9 protein-coding genes and 2 pseudogenes are annotated in these 15,777 nt (G+C 52.0%); 5 read left to right on the top strand and 6 right to left on the bottom strand.

Features of this window, described 5'->3' with window-relative positions; translation table 11 throughout:
* Window positions 1–73: 73 nt before the first annotated feature.
* The 3 genes and pseudogenes from P4S53_RS06615 to P4S53_RS06605 form a co-directional block, all read right to left on the bottom strand.
* A pseudogene (locus P4S53_RS06615) lies at window positions 74–1,350 on the bottom strand (ABC transporter substrate-binding protein).
* Window positions 1,351–1,437: 87 nt separating this feature from the next.
* Window positions 1,438–2,876: pseudogene (locus tag P4S53_RS06610) on the bottom strand (ATP-binding protein).
* 19 nt (window positions 2,877–2,895) lie between these two features.
* Window positions 2,896–3,633 (bottom strand): response regulator, encoded by a 738-nt coding sequence (locus P4S53_RS06605; protein WP_218385275.1) that lies wholly within the window; start codon window positions 3,631–3,633, stop codon window positions 2,896–2,898.
* 369 nt (window positions 3,634–4,002) lie between these two features.
* On the opposite strand from P4S53_RS06605, the gene P4S53_RS06600 reads away from it, so the two are divergent.
* Window positions 4,003–6,318 (top strand): FdhF/YdeP family oxidoreductase, encoded by a 2,316-nt coding sequence (locus P4S53_RS06600; protein WP_337111978.1) that lies wholly within the window; start codon window positions 4,003–4,005, stop codon window positions 6,316–6,318.
* Between the two features lie 120 nt (window positions 6,319–6,438).
* On the opposite strand, the gene P4S53_RS06595 is transcribed toward P4S53_RS06600, so the two are convergent.
* Both P4S53_RS06595 and ptsG read right to left on the bottom strand, forming a co-directional pair.
* Window positions 6,439–7,356 carry a PIG-L family deacetylase gene (locus P4S53_RS06595; protein ID WP_337111977.1) on the bottom strand — a complete coding sequence of 306 codons (918 nt, stop codon included), beginning with the start codon at window positions 7,354–7,356 and terminating at the stop codon, window positions 6,439–6,441.
* A gap of 63 nt (window positions 7,357–7,419) precedes the next feature.
* On the bottom strand, window positions 7,420–8,862 hold the full coding sequence (ptsG, locus tag P4S53_RS06590; protein WP_337111975.1) for a glucose-specific PTS transporter subunit IIBC: 1,443 nt from the start codon (window positions 8,860–8,862) through the stop codon (window positions 7,420–7,422).
* Between the two features lie 221 nt (window positions 8,863–9,083).
* Here ptsG and P4S53_RS06585 point away from each other — a divergent pair, with 221 nt between their 5' ends.
* The 4 genes from P4S53_RS06585 to P4S53_RS06570 all read left to right on the top strand — a co-directional run bounded on the left by P4S53_RS06585 (window position 9,084) and on the right by P4S53_RS06570 (window position 13,502).
* A complete protein-coding gene (locus P4S53_RS06585; RefSeq protein ID WP_337111974.1) occupies window positions 9,084–9,779 on the top strand; it encodes a response regulator transcription factor in 696 nt (231 codons plus the stop codon).
* 11 nt (window positions 9,780–9,790) lie between these two features.
* Entirely contained in the window at window positions 9,791–11,239 is a 1,449-nt protein-coding gene (locus P4S53_RS06580; RefSeq protein ID WP_337111973.1) for an ATP-binding protein, read from the top strand.
* Complete coding sequence (locus P4S53_RS06575) at window positions 11,236–12,507, top strand: ABC transporter substrate-binding protein (RefSeq protein ID WP_337111972.1); 1,272 nt, start codon at window positions 11,236–11,238, stop codon at window positions 12,505–12,507. Before P4S53_RS06580 ends, P4S53_RS06575 begins: the two co-directional genes overlap by 4 nt.
* A 98-nt stretch (window positions 12,508–12,605) precedes the next feature.
* Entirely contained in the window at window positions 12,606–13,502 is an 897-nt protein-coding gene (locus P4S53_RS06570; RefSeq protein WP_337111971.1) for a glycosyltransferase family A protein, read from the top strand.
* Window positions 13,503–13,561: 59 nt separating this feature from the next.
* Here the strand turns inward: P4S53_RS06570 and pbpC are convergent, their stop codons facing one another.
* The gene (gene pbpC / locus P4S53_RS06565) at window positions 13,562–15,769 is read right to left on the bottom strand and encodes a penicillin-binding protein 1C (protein ID WP_337111970.1); all 2,208 of its coding nucleotides are present in this window, start codon (window positions 15,767–15,769) and stop codon (window positions 13,562–13,564) included.
* Between the last annotated feature and the right edge of the window lie 8 nt (window positions 15,770–15,777).

Here is a 15,777-nt window from a genome sequence, read left to right as displayed (position 1 = left end):
AAACTCCCCGTTAGTCTTTTGCACCAATCCTGTTTGTACTAATCCTAGCGCAACACAGGCTTGGGAAAGCACTTTAGCGTGCTGATTTAACGGCCCGGGCCAGCTGATTCGCGGCTTTTTCCGGATCAGCCTGCTTGCTGTGGAAAAAGTCAGTCACCACATCAAAAATCGCCGCCTGCACATAGCTGGTGCTGGCCAGCCCCTGAGAAATACTGGGGACTAACGTATTGTTCTGCTGGTTTAATTGAAATGCGGCGGCTGAGGCTAGCGAACAGCTGTCAAAACCTGTCATATCCACATCGGTACGCACAGGTATCGAGCCTTTCGCTAAATTAAATTGTCGCTGGAAAGCGGGGGTCAAAATCGTATGCGCCATCGTTTCCTGCGCCTGGATACTCTGATCATCGTTGTGCTTAAAAAAGCAAAACTGTCGATGTTATAGGTAAATAAACCCTGGGTACCCGGCGCAGGCACACACAGAATGTCTTGACCCGGTGTTTTACCCAATGCAGAAAACTCCCCCTTCGCCCAGTCCCCCATGAACTGCATCGCGGCTTTCCCTTCCACCAGCATGGCACTGGCATCGCTCCATTCCATTGCCTTGGTTTTCACATCAATGTATTGGCGCATATGCTCAAACTGACGGAAAACGTCCACCATCTGCTCACCGGCCAGCATGTCTGAATCTAAGTCGACAAAGGCACGACGATAACCCTGAGGGCCCAGCACTGCCAGCGCCACAGATTCAAACAAGGTTACTTCCTGCCAGGGGTCACTGCCCAAGGCCACAGGCACAATATTAGCCTGCTTGAGTTTCTCTGCCGCCGCAAAAAACGACTCGAGCGAATCCGGCACCGCCGCACCTGCTTTTTCCAGCATGTCGGGGTTAATCCACAACCAGTTCACCCGGTGAATGTTCACCGGCACAGCCACATAATGGCCCTGATATTTCATGATCTGGCTGATCACTGGCGGCAAAAGCTGATCCCAGCGCTGAGCATCTGCCACTTCATCCAGACGGGTCAGAAACCCCAGCATCCCCCACTCCTGCAAGTCATAGCCTTTCAGCTGTGCCGCTGAAGGGGGATTTCCGGACACGGCGCGACTTTTCAGCACTGTCATGGCACTTTCGCCACCGCCACCAGCAATGGCAAAATTCTTCCAGCCAATATGCTGCTGCTCCAGGCTGTCCTGTAACACTTCAGCAGCTTTCATTTCACCTTTTGCTGTCCACCAGTGCAACACTTCCACCTCTTGCTCTGGTTGCTGACCCGCATCAGATGCACTCCTGACCGGCGCAGACAGGAATGCCGATACAGAGGCAGTCATTAACACTGCTGCCAGCGACAGCGCCCGACACCGTCCCGCTGAAAAACTCATGTTCATTTAAATTCTCTTACTTTACGCCGCACCCGCTCTAAGCAGATGCAAATATTATCAGTCCATCAGACGAGGCAGAATCATTGTTACTTCCAGCCCGCCTTGTTCCCGATTGCGGATAGACATTTCACCGCCGTGGGCATGTAAAATGTTGCGTGTTATCCCCATGCCGAGGCCATGACCTTCGTCATCGGTCGCCAATCTGACATAAGGTTCATAAACACTGTCCATTTTATCCTCAGGAATCCCCGGCCCCCTGTCCTGCACCCGAATCACAAGATTCTCTGTGGTATCTTCGGCCAGTACCCAGACTTCGTGCCCGTATTTGACCCCGTTATCAATGATGTTGCTTAAACAGCGTTTCAGGGCCAATGGCTTCCCCATCAGCGGTGCAATGACAGAGTCAGGCAGATGCACTTTCGTACTGTTTCTGTTATGTCCTTCGGCAATGCTGCGCATCACTTCCGCCACGTCTACCTGGGCCAGGTTTTCATGCAAATCGGTATCGCGTACAGTCTGCAGCGCGCCTTTGACCATCATTTCCAGTTCATCGAGATCTTTATTAAATTTGTCGATTTTCGTGTCATCTTCCAACAGTTCAGCACGCAGCCGCAGGCGGGTGATCGGAGTTTTTAAATCATGGGAAATGGCGGAAAACAAATGTTCCCTGTCATCAATATAACGGCGCAGCCGCTGCTGCATCCGGTTAAATGCCCGGGTGGCGGTAACCAGTTCACTGGCCCCTTCTTCCTTGAGTTGTGGCTGATAAATATCCATGCTCAGGGCATTCGCCGCATCCGCTAACTGTTTAAGCGGTTTTGTCTGACGCCGGATCATCGTATAGGTGAAGAACAGCAGCAAGGCGGTGATGAACAGCAGAAACAGCACTTGCTGTTTGGTGATAATCTCATCTTCCAGCGTGGAGTATGGTGCAGGCAGCAAAGCGGCGATATACAGCCACTCATTGTCCGCCAGTTCCAGCTGCACCACCAGAATCGGCGGATTCAGCGGTTCCAGGCTCAGTGTGTAATGCGCCCAGGACCGGGGTAAATCGCTTAGCAGAATGTCATTTTTCAGGACATGCAGGGTTTCGGGGCGGGAGAACTCCACCCGAATCACGTCCAGACGCGGTAGCTTGTCATGCAAGACTTCCTCTATCGCTCTGACCGCGGTGTTTTTCATACTGGAACCGGGAATCGGGTCGATCCGTATTTCTTCTTCATTGAATGACACAAAAAAACGGGTGCCCCCCATGTTCCGGATCTGATCCAAAACGATGTGCCGGTACTGCAATGGCAGAGATTCAAAAAAGTGACCGTGGAAGCAAACATGGTGGCCATACTGGTGGCTGCCGATTCCAGTCCGGCCAGATCCCGGCGCTTGGATTGCCCGTACCAGATCAAAGTGGCAATCATTTGAGCCAGAAACACAGCCAGCAAGGTAAACCACAAGGTCCGGGCCATCAGTGATTTAGGCCACCATTTTTTCCAGTTGATCATCGGCTCAGCTTTCCGGTCAGTTATCCGTTTCGTATGTGACGTCGGCATTAAACAGATAGCCGTTTCCCCGCACGGTTTTAATTAACCGCTGCTGGCGCCCTTTGTCACCCAGACGCTGGCGTAACCGGCTCAGCTGGACATCGACCGCACGCTCAGACGGCTGGGCATCACGCCCGCGGGTTGCGAAGAAAATCGTATCCCGGTCGAGCACTTCATTGGGACGGCTGAGAAACAATAAAAGCAACGCGTAGTCACTGTTGGTCATTTCATAGGTGCGCTGCGTCTGGGTATCCTGCAGGGACTGAGCAGCCGTATCCAGACGCCAGTGATCGAATAAAAAGGCTTTTGGCAACGTCGGGTTTACCGGCTGGTTCGACGCTGTAGGCTGCACTCTTCGCAGCAGCGCTTTAATTCGCGCCATTAACTGACGGGGGCTGAATGGCTTGGCAATATAGTCATCCGCGCCGAGCTCCAGCCCGACAATCTGATCCATCTCGTCTGATACGGCGGTCAGCATAATAATCGGAACCGCAGACGTTTTTCTGACATGCTGGCACAACGTGAACCCATCTTCGCCGGGCAACATAATATCCAGCAAGATCAAATCCGGCTCACTGATAGTCAGCTCCCGCTTCATGGCCACACCGTCTTCTGCCGTCACAACGCGGAAGCCCTGCTTACCCAAATATTCGCCCAACAGTTCACGAATCTCCTGATCATCATCCACGACCAGTACTGACTTGTCCGCAACCATTCTGATTTCCTCACTGCGGCCATTTCCGGCATGGTAAACAGGTACGCATGACAGATAAAGGCAGCATCTTTGCACATATACGACTCAAAAATGTAAGATACCAGACTCCGGCCCAAAACGCTTGGGGTTCAATGTAACGCTAAAGTAACAGTCATCGGGATGACCGACTCATCACAGTGCGTTGTACCAACGGAATATGCCCCTCTGACGTAAATGGCTGAAAATTCATAAAACAACAGGCTACCCATACATATTTTGTGGATAAGGTTACATTTTTGTCTGGCCTGTCGTCATACTATAGAAACCAGTATCTTTATGGGTCTGCTCTGTTTTATTCCATCGCCCAGGCCATGCAGGAAGTCAATCACCATGACAGTGAAAAAATATAAAGGCTCAGCCGGTGGCTGGGGAGCGCTCGCAAGCACCACCCGTCACCTGGTGAAAAGTGAAAATATCACCCGCAACATACGTAATCTGCTGAAAACCAATCAGGATCAGGGGTTCGACTGCCCGGGCTGTGCCTGGGGCGAAACCGAAGAGCCAGGGCATTTCCGCTTCTGTGAGAACGGGGCCAAAGCCGTGAACTGGGAGGCAACCAGCCGGCGGGTGACACCGGATTTCTTTGCCCAATATCCTGTTGGCTGGTTACGTCAGCAAAGCGATTATTTTCTTGAATATCAAGGCCGCCTCAGCCATCCGGTGCGTTATAACCCGCAAACGGATCATTATGAGCCCATCAGCTGGGACGAGGCTTTTTCACTGATTGCGAAGCATCTGAAAGGGCTGGACAGCCCGAATCAGGCCGAGTTCTACACCTCTGGCCGTGCCAGCAACGAAGCGGCTTTTCTGTATCAGCTATTTGTCCGGGCTTTTGGCACCAACAACTTCCCGGATTGCTCCAACATGTGTCACGAAGCAAGCGGGGTCGCGCTCAAGCAATCAATCGGGATCGGCAAAGGCACAGTGCGGATTGATGATTTCGAAAAAGCCGATGCGATATTTGTGTTCGGACAAAACCCGGGCACCAACCACCCCCGCATGCTTGATACCTTGCGAAAAGCCGCCAGACGCGGCGCCGCTATTGTCACTTTCAATACCCTGAAAGAACGCGGCTTAGAGCGCTTTACCAACCCGCAGTCGCCGGCAGAAATGCTGACCGGCGGTGCCACGACAATCAGCAGCCATTACTTCACGCCAAAACTGGGTGGTGATATGGCGGTGATACGCGGCATGGTGAAAGCACTGATCGCTATGGATCACAGTTCTATTGAACAGGGCAAGGGCTCCATTTTTGATCACGACTTCATTCAGGCTCACACCCAGGGGCTAGAGGCGTATCTGGCGGAAGTGGACGCGACGGACTGGTCTGTGATCACTGAACAATCTGGACTGACGCAACCCGATCTGGAATACGCAGCAAGCCTGTACCGGCATTCTGAGCGCGTGATCATCACCTGGGCGATGGGGATCACACAGCACAAACACTCAGTGAATACCATTCAGGAAATAACCAATTTACAGCTTCTGTTCGGACAACTCGGCAAGCCCGGCGCCGGTCTTTGCCCTGTGCGCGGCCACAGCAATGTGCAGGGTGACCGGACCATGGGCATCAATGAAAAGCCCACTCCTGCGTTTAACCAGACGATAGAAAACACCTTTGGTTTCACGCCACCGGCGGCGCACGGCCATAACACGGTTCAGGCGATCAGGGCCATGCTGGCAGGCGAGAGCAAAGTCTTTATCGGGCTGGGTGGCAACTTTGCTTCTGCCACCCCAGATACCCGGCTGACCCAGCAGGCATTAGCGAGCTGCGATCTCACCGTCAACATCGCGACCAAGCTGAACCGCAGCCATTTGATCACAGGGAAAGACAGTGTGATCCTGCCGTGTTTTGGCCGCACAGATGTCGATCGGCAACTCTCCGGCCCGCAATCGGTGACCGTCGAAGACTCATTCAGCATGGTGCATGCCTCAGGCGGCGTAGTGGAAAGCGACACAGGAGAAATGCGGTCAGAACCAGCAATTATTGCCGGTATCGCCAAAGCGACGCTGGGCAATCATCCGGTTAACTGGGACTGGCTGATCGAAGACTATGACAGGATTCGCGATCTTATCGCCAAAACGATCCCTGGCTTTACCGACATGAACCAGAAGCTGAAACAGCCGGGCGGATTTTATCTGGGTAACAGTGCGGCAGAGCGAATCTGGCATACCGACTCGCAAAAAGCCGCCTTTCAAGCGCATCCGCTGCCGACTCACTTACTGCCGGCCAATCTGCGTGAACTGAGCGACGATCCTGTTTTTGTGCTGCAGACTGTCCGCTCGCACGATCAGTACAACACCACCATTTATGGATTTGAAGACAGATACCGCGGGATCTCCGGCGAGCGCAAAGTCCTGATGGTCAACCCCACTGATATTGAAGCGCTCGGCATGGCGCCGGGTGAAAGGGTTGATGTCACGTCCCTGTCCGCCGATGGCGTCAAGCGCACGGTTTATGGTTTTAAACTGGTGAGTTATGACATTCCCGCCGGCAATATTGCCGCCTATTTTCCGGAAACCAATCCATTGGTGGCATTAGACAGTGTCGGTGATCTGAGTGATACCCCGATCTCCAAGGCGATTCCCATTGTTCTCTCACCCAGCCGAATTGATGAAGAGCGTATCGATTTATCACCCTACTGATCCTGAACCGCGCCCCTTGCATAGCATCAAAGCGCCGGATCAGTCATCAATACACCGGGCACATAACATCGGCCCGGTTTGTTGCCACGCGGATATGTCAGGGGGAACTGAACATGTCCGTTACTGCAAATTACAATAGGTCGACTGACAATGTGCATGCGGCTGCAATGCGCTGTATGTGGTTTTATCCCACTTATAAATGGTTTCGTAGTCGGTGCTTTCCAGAGGCGGGATGTAACCCAGATCATACTGACTCAGATAAAACTCTTTAAACGAATCAATTTTTTGTTGTTTATCAATCCAGAATGTCATTGGCGTGATTGCGTTCGCCGGCAGACGCGCCTGAATGCTGTTCACCTCATCCATGGCATTGTCTGGATTCGAGCCTGTGTATGGCTGATCTTCACCAAAATAAATCTGACACTTCGCCTCTGCCCCCAGATCATGCGCCGCTTTCATGACCGCTTCACGAACGATGAAATGGTCGATATGGCTGCCATTGGCCAGCAGCACAAACGCGGCGCAGTTCTCCTGTTTCAGAATGGGTGTCACGTCTGCGGCGATACGTTCATAAATCCCGATTTCATCCTGACGAAAATCGGAAAAAGTACCGGCAGGGCCGCCTCCAGCAGTTGGAGAACCTTCATATTTGCGCAATGGTGCATCATAAAAACCAGCGGTCTTATAGCGGAAATGATCCCATTTGGAGAACATCTTGATATGCGCTTCAAAATCTTCTTTGTAACGCATGGTCGACACATCAAAGACGCGCTTATTCGTCAGCTCATTTAAATGGTTGGTCGTGTAGTTAGACAGTGAAAAGTACACCTCGGTAACATTTGTTTTTTGTGCCAGCGTCCCTTCTTTTGACAATTTATTAATCAAACCGCCAAAAGTGAGCAAAATATCATCCGGATGCGGACTGAGAAAATACAGATTATCCTGATTGACATCCAATGGCGCCGCCTGAGCAACCGGAGTCATGCAGCTTGCTGTTGCCAGTAATCCAGCCACCAGTGAAGTAGTTTTAAAACGCATTTTCTATTCCTTTTCTTCAACGAACAAAAATAAAAAGGGCGGAATCAACCGCCCTGAGTTGTATCAGTTTGAAGCAACGAGAACGGCATTAATCTCAGTTTTAATGTTATCTGACTGGGTTCCAAAGATGGCCTGCAGATTATCGCCGACCACCAGCACTTCACGTGCGCCCAGTTGTTTAATTTTCGGAATATCCGCACGACTGATATCGCGCACGCTGACACGCAGCCGGGTGATACAGGCATCTACATTTTTGATGTTGTCCTTGCCGCCCAGTGCCTGAACCAGCGTATGCGCCAGCTCATTACCGATTTCAGACAGATGACTGACCTCAGACTCATCACTTTCCCGGCCGGGAGTCATCAAATTCAGCTTGGCGATCAGCACACGGAAAATGGTGTAGTACATCAGCGCCCACACAGGGCCAATAAGAATAAACAGCCACGCATTCTGCGACAGCGGGTAGTAAATCAGGAAGTCGATTGCACCATGGGCAAAAGTCACACTGTGGTGAATATCCAGACTGGTGATCAGCGCAAAACCCAGGCCGGTCAGAATACAGTGAATCACATACAGTACCGGCGCGGCGAACAGAAATGCGAATTCCATCGGCTCAGTGATACCCGTCAGCCAGGAGGTTAATGCTGCTGATGCCATGATACCGCCAACCAGCGCACGCTTTTCAGGACGTGCCGAGTGGTAAATCGCCAGACCAACCGCAGGCAGTGCCCACATGGAGTACAGATATCCCCCGGCCAGATTGCCCGCAGTCGGGTCGCCAGCCAGATAACGCTGGATTTCGCCCTTAATGACTTTACCGGTTTCAGGATCGACATACTCACCCACTTCGAAGAAGAAAGGCACATTCCAGATATGATGCAATCCGAATGGGATCAGCGAGCGCTCCACCAGGCCATAAAGACCAAATGCAGTCGTCGGACTTTGGTAGGCCGCCCAGTGCGAGAAACTGTCAATCGCATTCCCGATGGGTGGCCAGACATAGCTCAGGAAGATGCCCAGGAAGATGGCTGTGATACCGGTGATAATGGGTACAGAACGTTTGCCGGCAAAAAAACCCAGGTATTCAGGGAGTCTGATATTGTGAAAACGATTAAACAGAGAAGCCGCTACAGCCCCTATCATGATCCCGCCAAAAACCCCGGTGTTCAGGCTTGGGATCCCGATAATGGTGGCCGGTTCAATGCCATGGAGTTTTGCCATCACGCCCATGGTCGCTGTCATAGTCGCGAAACCCACAGTCGCTGCCAGACCTGCAGCGCCGTCATTGTCTGACAGGCCCAGCGCCACGCCAATCGCAAAGATCAGTGCCAGATTACTGAACACGGCATCGCCCGACATCGCCATGATGTCTGAGACCAGGCCCGGCATCCAGGAGAAGTTCGCTGAACCTATCCCCAGCAGTAAACCCGCGACAGGCAGGACAGCAACAGGCAGCATCAGCGACCTGCCTATCCGTTGTAATAACCCAAAGGTGCTACTAATCATTTTTCGATCCTTCATGTATTGGTAGGGGTACAGTCATAAGGTAATGAAAAGCAGCGTGCTGAAGGTTACAAAAACCTATGAGTTTGTAAGTAGCCTGTTACATACCCAGATTGCACAGTGCGTGAAATTTGCGCTATACAGGTAGCCTTGCCATAAGAAATGATGTATCAGATACAGTATCGAACTATGCAACTTGGTCAGGTATGAAAAACCTCAGGGAAATGAAAACCATACTCGTCGTTGACGATAATCAGGAACTCCGAGATGCACTCACAGAATATCTTGGGCGATCAGAATTCCATGTGCTGACCGCCGGTGACGGTGACGAAATGTGGGAGCATTTCCACCGTGCCGAACCAAATCTGATCATCCTCGATATCATGATGCCTGGCGATGATGGACTCACCTTATGCCGGCAAATTCGCCAGCGCTCGAACGTGCCTATCATCATGCTCACCGCCGTCACCGACGAAATTGATCGCATTGCAGGTCTTGAAATCGGGGCGGATGATTACATCACCAAAACCTTTAGCCCCAGGGAACTGCTCGCCCGCATTAAAGCTTTGTTGCGGCGAACGCAACCGGCGCAGGGTGAAACAGCGACGCATCAGTTGCAGTTTTCGGGCTGGACGTGCGATCTGATCAAACGACGACTCATCAGCCCGAGTGGCGAAGTGGTAGCGCTTTCAGGCGCAGACTTTAACCTGATCAGCCTGATGCTGGAAAAACCCCACCAGTTGCTGAGCCGGGACGATATCGCACGTTGTATCTGGGGCCGGGATGCAGACCCTTTTGAGCGTGGTATCGATGTACAAATCAGCCGCCTGAGAAAACACCTTCACGACGAAGAGCGCTCGCTGATTCTGACGGTCAGAAACAAAGGCTATATGCTGGCCAGCGATGTTCATAGTGTATGAATACGCCGCCTTTGCTAAAACTAACAACCCTGCAATCGCTGTGTTCATCCATTACGTTTCGGATTGGGGCGACCTTGCTGATCATCATTATGATTGCCGAGCTGATTGCCGGGCTGATCTGGTATCAGTCCAGCGCCAAAAAGGAAGTCGAGAACCTGCAAAAGACCATGGTCAGCCTGATGTCGAATGCGGCCGACACGTATAATTATTTTCATGCGCTGCCAGTCAATTATCGCTACCTTATTCTGAACCAGATCCGTGAAATGGGCGGCACCCGTTTCTTCATATCGATCAATCAACACCAATTACCTGTTGTGCCTCCTGCCAATAATTCACGCACTGATATTCTGCTGTCCGCGGCACATGACGTCCTGAGCAAAAAAATACCTCATGCCGAGCAGGCCAGTGTATCTCTGAGTCGCCGTCAGGATCTGCGGGTTTTTAACTCAGGCATTAAACTGGATGCTCTGCCGGAAATATGGGCGGGGTACAGCCTGGCACTGGGCGATATGGATTTGCCGATTGTCGTGATGCAAATCCAGATGTCGGAACAGGAATGGTTCTATCTGGCTGCGACATTACCTGTCCCCTTCTCAGCATTGTCACCGCAGTTTATCGATCAAAAGCAGTTGATGTTCCTCGGCATTTCCTCTCTGTTACTGGTGCTGTGTACCGTGTGGTTATTGCGCCTGGAAATTCGCCCGATTCGCCGGCTGGCAAAAGCGGCGACGCTGATGAGCGGGCAACTCTATGTACAGGAAGTCGAAGAAGAAGGCAGTAAGGAAACCCGGGCTGCGGTTCGCGCATTCAACAAAATGAATCGTCGGGTCCGCGCCTATATCCGGGACAGAGAAATGCTGTTTGGCGCAATCTCCCACGATTTGAAAACGCCTCTGGCTTGTCTGAAATTACGCACTGAAATGCTTGATGATGAACAAGCAAAAGCCAGATTCGAAAAAATACTCGATGAATTTGATTTGATGTTGAAAGGTGCCTTGCAATGTATTCGGGACACAGACATTCACGAAGAGCCTGAGTGGATCGATGTGACCCAGATGGTTGAACAGTGTGCCAGTTACTACAACCGGAATACTGACAAGGTTCAGCTCAGTCCCGGTGAACCGGTGCATTACCTGGGCAAACCGCTGGCCGTGAAACGTTGCCTGTATAACATCGTGGACAATGCCGTGAAATACGGCGAAAAAGTCGATATCAAACTGAAATCAACAGCTGACAGTATTCTGCTGACGTTCAGAGATTACGGCCCGGGTCTGGATAAAAAGTGGACAGAAAAAGTGTTCGAGCCCTATTTCCGGGTGAACCCGCAAGATGAGCTGGGTTCCGGTCTTGGCCTCACCATATCCCGCAGTATTGCTCGCAGCCACGGCGGCGATCTCACCCTGCAAAACCACCCTGAACAGGGACTGATTGTTTATATTCAATTGATGAGAGACGAATGAAGTTTTTCTTTTTCATGAGCCTGCTGGTATTCACTGTCTCCGGTACCGGATCAAAAGCAAACGCCCAGACACCACCCGCCACTGCCTTTCAGGAAGTGGAATTTCTGCATTGGTGGACCGCCAAAGGTGAAGTTGCCGCTTTCAATCTGGCAACAAAAGCCCTGCAGGATGCCGGCGTGTCGATTCTGGATCTGCCCGTACAAGGCGGAGGGGGCGACACAGCTATGTCGATCCTCCAGGCCCGCGCGATTGCAGGCACGCCACCCGATATCGTACAACTGGAAGGCCCGTCAATTCAGTCCTGGGCCGCCCTGGGGTTTCTTCATAAACTGGACCAGGTGGCGGCTGAACAAAACTGGCAGCAAAATCTGCTGCCGATCGCACAGGACACCAACCAGTATCAGGGCCACTATGTGGCGATCCCCATCACGGTCCACCGGTTGAACTGGATGTGGATCAATCGTAGCGTCCTGCGCCGGTACGGTTTAGCCGTGCCTACCAGCTGGGATGCCTTGATCGACGTATTTACCCGGTTAAAACAAAACGGTGTAGAGCCACTGGCACTGGGTAAAGACCCCTGGCAGGTGGCACTCTTGTTTGAAAATCTTGCCTTTGGCTATGGCGGAGCGGATTACTACCGGCGCGCCTTTATCAATATGGAGCCGCAGGCACTCAACAGCCAGACCACGTACGACATCCTTGAGCGTTTCCGCGCGATCAGCCAACTGGTCAAACCCGGCATGTCTCACATGCGCTGGGATGAGGGGACGCAATTACTGATAGAGGGCGAGCGGGCATTCCAGATCTCTGGTGACTGGGTTCTGGGAGATCTGCTCGCCAATAACATCGCAGTGCCTTCCGCCATTGGCTGCTACCCGACCCCATCCAAACAGACAGGCTTTATTTATAATATGGACAGCTTCGCACTGTTCGACAGCCCGCGCACCAATGCGGACACAGCTCAAATCGTCAGCAAAACATTATCTTCGCCAGACTTTCAGCAATCGTTTAATGCCTTGAAAGGTGCCATTCCGGCACGAAACGATATCCCCCTGAAGGGCTACAACAGCTGCTCAGTCAATGCCAAAGCCGACATGGAGAAAGCGTCAAAATCTGGGCAGTTAATTCCCAGCATTGTTGATTCTATGGCCGTCAGTCCAATAGCCCAGCGCGCCACATCCAGTGAAATTTTTCGCTTCTTTAATGACGAAACAATGGCTGCGGAAGATTTTATTCTCCATTTGCAGAATATTCCGCGCGGTGAATAACAGTGCAACCTTCACGCGCTTATTTTGAATTTGGGCTGTGTTCAAAAACCCGTATATAGTTATTCCAATAAGGGATAGCGGTTGCCGGGAATGGTGAGATGATCAAGGTTCAGATTTGCCTGTTTGCATACAACCTGGAGGAAAGCATTGCCAGCTGTATTGGAAGCGTGATGGAAAACTGCGGCAGTTATCCGTATGAAGTGTTTGTCATGATCAACGGCTGTACCGATCAGACTTATGATATTGTGTCTCGTCTTGCTGATACCCGTCCCAGTATTCACCCGGTTTTAATTGAAATCGGTGACAAATCAAACGCCTGGAATACCTTTATCTATCAGTATTATGACGGCCATTCAGTGGCCGTTTTTGCTGATGGCGATCTGACATTTGGCCAGAATGCCTTTCAACATATTGTTGACTGCCACCTTGCCCAACCGCACTACAATGCCATTTCAGGTTTTCCTTGTGATCAGGGAAGAAGCAGTAAGCAGATGCAACACAGAATGCAGCAGAATCATGATCTGGCCGGTGGTTTATACCTGCTTTCACCTTTATTTATTCAGACATTGACCAGCCATCACGTGAAATTGCCCGTCGGATTAATCGGTGACGACAGCATGCTGGGATTTCTCTCAGCAACCAATCTTTGCAGCGGTACGGATTTACCCAAACAGCGCATTGGCGTTTGCGTGAAAGCTGTATTCATTTACGCTCACCTCAGCTTGTTACGCTGGCAGGACTACAAGCTCTATTTCAGACGCCGGGTTCGCTACTCGCTGCGCTATTTTCAGCAGCTCAGTATTGTCAGCGATCTCAAACAGCAAGGGATTTCCGCCATGCCGGCTGTCGCCATTCATGGTACGTCTGCATCCCTGCATCAGGTGCGCTGGCGAAGCAGTCATCTGATTTTTGACCTGATTTCCAAATGGAGGATCGACAGGCAAAAAATGCGGTTACATCCGGACTCAGAGAATACCAGCAAGTCGCTCAGCTAGCCGCCGGTTGGCGATCTTACCGACGACCAGCTTCTGAACCGCTCTGTAACCACCAAGCTTCAGCGGTGAACCACAATAACTTTCTTGTCGCATTGCAGCCCCTGACACGCGGTCAGAGTCAGCTCTCCCTGATAGTGCGTCAGATTGAGCTGACGGTCATGAAACGGCTGGTGATTGACATACCAGAATACTTCTGCCGATTTTTTGTTACTTTTCAGTATGATCGCGTCTATTTGTGACAGGTAATAATGCTGACCATTGTTCACCGACATGATCCTGATGCCCGTTTCAGGCTGCTTCTGATCAGATGGCGCTTGATCAGAAAGTTCAGGGGTCACCCTGCCCTTGTGTTGCTGCCAGACACGCAGCGCTTCGGGCCAGCGATCCGATACCACAAAATCACCATGACTTTCCAGCGTCGGCGGCGTCAGGCCATTGCGGGTAAAGGCATATTTCTGGTACGCACAGCTGGCCTCCTCTGTGACTGATTTGGCCCTGCCGCCGGGCCAGCAGATCAGCCGACGTTTCACTGTTGCCGGTTGATTGACCCGACGGTTGTCTTCGGGTAACTGATCAAACACATCAAACATGATGGGCGCGGCCTGTGTGGCCCCCAGATAGCCGACAACCGGTGATGAATCCGGTCGGCCGACCCAAACTGCCACTGTGTAATTGGCGCTGACACCAACCGACCAGAAATCGCGGTATCCATAACTGGTGCCAGTTTTCCAGGCGACTTCACGACGCACCCGCGGCACCACCCGGTCCGGCGCACTGATCGCACTGAGCGTGTGAAATACCATCCAGCCGCTTTCAGCACTCAGGAGCCTTTTCTCAGACGCTGGCGCTGTCTGATGATCGCTTACCATATTCAGCGCGCTGTATTTCCCCTCAGAGACGAGCGAGCGGTACATTGCAGCCAGCGTCAGCAGATTGGTTCCCGTCCCGCCTAATCCAACGGTCAGATTGGCCTGCTGGTGTTGCAGCTGCACCCCTGCCTGACGTAAGCCCTGGTCAAACACCTCAGGTGTCAGTGCATGAAACACCTGAATCAAAGGCACATTCAGCGATTGCTTCAGCGCATCGCTCGCACTGACGGCGCCCTGAAACCGCGCATTCAAATTCTGCGGCTTGTAATCAGAAAAACGGGTCGGGATATCACTCAGCAGACTTTCGGTATGAATAATGCCGCGATCGATCGCCATGCCATAGATAAAGGGTTTGAGTGTCGAGCCTGGCGAGCGGACTGCCTGAATCATATCAACATGGGCAAAGCGGCTGTTATCCTGAAAATCCACCGAGCCCTGATACGCGAGCACATTGCCCGTCGGATTATCCACGACCAATACCGCCGCAGAGGAATGCACAGGCAGCTGGCGTTTCACTTTAGTCAGTAAGCGGGCGACCCGCTGCTGAATCACGCCGTCCAGCGTTGTCTGAATCACATGTCTGTCCGGATACTGTTCTCTGAGCATGCGACTGAGCAAAGGAGCCAGCGTCTTGTTGTCCGACCGCTTCAGCTCAACCGCTTCCTGCTTGAGATAGGCTGTGGCCTGATCACCCAGCAACCCGCTGTTGTTCAGGCGATCCAACACTTTATTGCGCATCGCTTGTGCTGTGTGCGGATATCGGTCAGGGCGGTACAGCGACGGTTTTTGCGGCAAAACCACCAGCAAAGCGGCCTCGTTCTTCGTCAGGTGGCCGGCTGAGGTATTGAAATACCGCCTGGAGGCAGCTTCAACTCCGGCGATATTGCCGCCAAAAGGCGCCAGATTCAGATAAAAAGTCAGTATCTCGTCTTTGCTGTAATACCATTCAAGCTGCAAAGCCCGCCAGAGCTGTTTCAACTTACCGGCAATCGAACGCGCATGCGGATCAATCAGTCTGGCCACTTGCATGGTCAGCGTAGAGCCGCCAGACACAACATGGCCATTGCTGGCCCATTGCCAGGCGGCCCGGATCACAGACACAGGGTTAAAACCCGGATGCCAGTAAAACCAGCGATCTTCATAATTGAGCAGTGCCTGGATATAGAAAGGATCAACATCACCCAGTGTGACGTTGTAACGATGAACACCCTGCCGATCCCCGAATGAGCGCAGTATCTCGCCATCCTTGCTGACAACCACTGTCGCGGGGCCGTCCGGGTACAGCGTCGGCAAAGGCCACACTTTGTTCAGTACACAGACTGCCAGCCAAAAGAAAACAAACCACCCTGCCATTTTCACGGGCAGAGTGGCTCGCAGGTCGGGCAATAATCGTTTCATCAGAAATG

It is taken from the genome of Photobacterium sp. Hal280 (assembly GCF_037162255.1).
GTDB lineage: Bacteria > Pseudomonadota > Gammaproteobacteria > Enterobacterales > Vibrionaceae > Photobacterium.
The sequence above is the reverse complement of the archived record's forward strand: the minus strand, read 5'-3'. Positions and strand labels throughout refer to the sequence as shown.

What these genes read in the sequence shown, in the direction of transcription:
- P4S53_RS06575 (WP_337111972.1), top strand. Translation starts at nt 11,236, where the DNA reads ATGAAGTTTTTCTTTTTCATGAGCCTGCTGGTATTCACTGTCTCCGGT.
- P4S53_RS06600 (WP_337111978.1), top strand. Translation starts at nt 4,003, where the DNA reads ATGACAGTGAAAAAATATAAAGGCTCAGCCGGTGGCTGGGGAGCGCTC.
- ptsG (WP_337111975.1), bottom strand. Translation starts at nt 8,862, where the DNA reads ATGATTAGTAGCACCTTTGGGTTATTACAACGGATAGGCAGGTCGCTG.
- pbpC (WP_337111970.1), bottom strand. Translation starts at nt 15,769, where the DNA reads ATGAAACGATTATTGCCCGACCTGCGAGCCACTCTGCCCGTGAAAATG.
- P4S53_RS06570 (WP_337111971.1), top strand. Translation starts at nt 12,606, where the DNA reads ATGATCAAGGTTCAGATTTGCCTGTTTGCATACAACCTGGAGGAAAGC.
- P4S53_RS06605 (WP_218385275.1), bottom strand. Translation starts at nt 3,633, where the DNA reads ATGGTTGCGGACAAGTCAGTACTGGTCGTGGATGATGATCAGGAGATT.
- P4S53_RS06595 (WP_337111977.1), bottom strand. Translation starts at nt 7,356, where the DNA reads ATGCGTTTTAAAACTACTTCACTGGTGGCTGGATTACTGGCAACAGCA.
- P4S53_RS06585 (WP_337111974.1), top strand. Translation starts at nt 9,084, where the DNA reads ATGAAAACCATACTCGTCGTTGACGATAATCAGGAACTCCGAGATGCA.